Consider the following 3,379-nt stretch of genomic DNA (forward strand, 5'->3'; position numbering starts at 1 on the left):
GCCACCATCATGACCGACCCCGACTTCGCCGATGCCACCTATATCGAGCCGGTCACTCCGGAGATCCTGGCAGCCATCATCGAGAAGGAGCGCCCGGACGCGGTGCTGCCGACCCTGGGCGGCCAGACTGCGCTGAACACCGCGGTAGCCGTGGCCGAGAACGGCACCCTCGAAAAGTTCGGGGTCGAGCTGATCGGCGCCAAGCTCCCCGCCATCAAGAAGGCTGAGGACCGCACCCTCTTCAAGGAGGCCATGGTCCGCATCGGCCTCGACATCCCGCGCTCCGGCCTCGCCCACAATCGCCAGGAGGCGATGGAGGTCATCAAGCACGTCGGCTTCCCGGCCATCATCCGCCCCTCCTTCACCCTGGGCGGCACCGGCGGCGGCATCGCCTACAACCAGGAAGAGTACGAGCGGATGTCCATGGCGGGCATCGACGCCTCCCCGACCGACGAGATCCTGGTCGAGGAATCGCTGATCGGCTGGAAGGAGTACGAGCTGGAGGTGATGAGGGATACCGCCGACAACGTGGTTATCATCTGCTCCATCGAAAACCTCGACCCGATGGGTGTCCACACCGGCGACTCCATCACCGTGGCGCCCGCCCAGACGCTGACCGACAAGGAATACCAGATCCTGCGCGACGCCTCCCTGAAGATCATCCGCGAGATCGGCGTCGACACCGGCGGCTCCAACATCCAGTTCGGCGTCAACCCGAAGAACGGCCGCCTGGTGGTCATCGAGATGAACCCGCGCGTTTCCCGTTCCTCGGCACTCGCCTCCAAGGCAACCGGCTTCCCGATCGCAAAGATCGCGGCCAAGCTGGCGGTCGGCTATACGCTGGACGAGATCACCAACGACATCACCCGCGAGACCCCGGCCTGCTTCGAGCCGACCATCGACTACGTGGTCACCAAGGTCCCGCGCTTCACCTTCGAGAAATTCCCGGCCGCCGACGCCACCCTCACCACCCAGATGAAATCGGTGGGCGAGGTGATGTCCATCGGCAGGACCTTCAAGGAATCCTTCCAGAAGGCGCTCCGCTCGCTGGAGATCGGCTCCAGCGGCTTCGAATCCCGCTTCTTCGGCGTGTGCGGCGATACCCGCCGCGGCATCACCGACAAGGAGCGCGGCAAGCTGATCGAGAAACTGACCACCCCCAACTGCGACCGCATCTGGTACCTGGGCGACGCTTTCCGCTGCGGCATGGGCGTGGACGAGATCTACAAGCTGACCGGCATCGACCCCTGGTTCCTGCACAACATCCGCCAGATCATCGAGAAGGAAGAAGAGCTGAAGAACGTGGCCATCAAGGCCGAGTCCCACGACCACCTGCGCGATCTCCTCTGGGAGGCCAAGCGCTACGGTTTCTCGGACAAGTACCTCGGTCTGCTCTGGGGGATCCCGGAGGCCGACGTGCGCGCCCTGCGCCTCTCGGTGAACGTGAAGCCGGTCTACAAGCGGGTCGATACCTGCGGCGCCGAGTTCGTCGCCCACACCCCGTACCTCTACTCGACCTACGAGGAGGAGTGCGAGGCCGAACCGACCGACCGCAAGAAGATCATCATCCTGGGCGGCGGACCCAACCGGATCGGGCAGGGGATCGAGTTCGACTACTGCTGCGTACATGGCGTGTTCGCACTCGCCGAGGACGGCTACGAGACCATCATGGTCAACTGCAACCCGGAGACCGTTTCCACCGACTACGACACCTCCGACCGCCTCTACTTCGAGCCGCTCACCCTGGAAGATGTGCTGAACATCGTGGACGTGGAGAAGCCGAACGGGGTGATCGTGCAGTTTGGCGGCCAGACCCCGCTGAAGCTGGCGGTGGCCCTGGAGAAGGCCGGCGTGCCCATCATCGGCACCTCCCCGGACGCCATCGACCGCGCCGAGGACCGCGAGCGCTTCCAGGAGATGCTGCAGAAGCTCAACCTGCGCCAGCCGGAAAACGGCACAGCCCGCTCCTTCGAGGAGGCCGAAGCGGTGGCCGAGCGGATAGGCTACCCGGTGGTGGTCCGTCCCTCCTACGTCCTGGGCGGTCGCGCCATGGAGATCGTCTACGACGTCGATAACCTGCGCCGCTACATGCACACCGCCGTGCAGGCCTCCCCTGAGCACCCGATCCTGATCGACAAGTTCCTGGACGAGGCGATCGAGATCGACGTGGACGCACTTTGCGATGGCAATGTCGCGGTCATCGGCGGCATAATGGAACATATCGAAGAAGCCGGCATCCACTCCGGCGACTCGGCCTGCTCGCTTCCCCCGTACTCCATATCGCCGGAGATCGTGGACGAGATCAGGCGCCAGACCAAGGTCATGGCGCTGGAGCTCGGCGTGAAAGGGCTTATGAACGTGCAGTACGCCGTCAAAGGGAACGACATCTACATCATCGAGGTCAACCCCCGCGCATCCCGCACCTCTCCCTTCGTCTCCAAGGCGACCGGCAGGCCGCTCGCCAAGATCGCTGCCCGGGTAATGGCCGGCAAGACGCTCACCGAACTGGGCGTCACCGAGGAGATCGTCCCCGAGCACATCTCGGTGAAAGAGTCGGTCTTCCCCTTCGCCAAGTTCCCCGGCGTCGACACCATCCTGGGACCGGAGATGAAGTCCACCGGCGAGGTGATGGGGATCGGCAAGACCTTCCCCGAGGCCTACGCGAGAGCCCAATCCGGGGCCGGCGTGAAGCTCCCGGTGACCGGCAAAGTGTTCATCAGCGTGAAGGATTCCGACAAAAAACATATTGTCTCTGTTGCCAAAAGACTGTATGATCAGGGCTTCGAACTGGTTGCTACGCGCGGCACCGCCAGCTACTTGCAGGAAAAAGGGGTGCCCGTTCAGATGATTAACAAGGTGCTCGAAGGTCGGCCGCACATCGTCGACGCGATCAAGAACAACGAGATCTGCATGGTGATCAACACCACCCACGGCGCACAGGCCGTAGCAGATTCCTTCTCGATCCGCAGAAGCACTTTGATCAATAACATCGCCTACTATACCACCGCCTCGGGAGCACGGGCTGTGGTGGACGGCATCATAGCTACCTCGCAGTCGAAGCTGGAAGTGAAGTCGATTCAGGACTATCTGAAATAGCTGGCTTAACGGGGGAGCGTGAACATTACGTTCCCCCTTTACATTGTGTTTTTACAATCCATTCTGCCGAGAAGGGGGGCTTTCGGGCCCCCCTGTGAGTTCATCAAGGAGTAAGAAAAGATGTCCCAGACAGTTCCATTGACCAAGGAGAGCTACGAGGCCCTCCAGGAAGACCTCCGGCGGCTCATCAAGGAAGAGCGCCCGAAAGTCATCCAGGATATCGCGGAGGCGAGGTCGCACGGCGACCTTTCCGAGAACGCCGAGTACGACGCTGCCAAGAACC

The 3,379-nt window shown here is 62.4% G+C and carries 1 protein-coding gene and 1 pseudogene; both read left to right on the forward strand.

The features are described 5' to 3' along the window. On the forward strand, window positions 1–3,096 hold a 3,096-nt coding region (gene carB, locus VJ604_RS08640), incomplete at its 5' end, for a carbamoyl-phosphate synthase large subunit (RefSeq protein ID WP_324081606.1). 120 nt (window positions 3,097–3,216) lie between these two features. Further along, window positions 3,217–3,379, forward strand: a pseudogene (locus VJ604_RS08645) (transcription elongation factor GreA); the annotation flags it as partial.

The sequence above is a fragment of the Geomonas sp. genome (assembly GCF_035254065.1).
Lineage (GTDB): Bacteria > Desulfobacterota > Desulfuromonadia > Geobacterales > Geobacteraceae > Geomonas.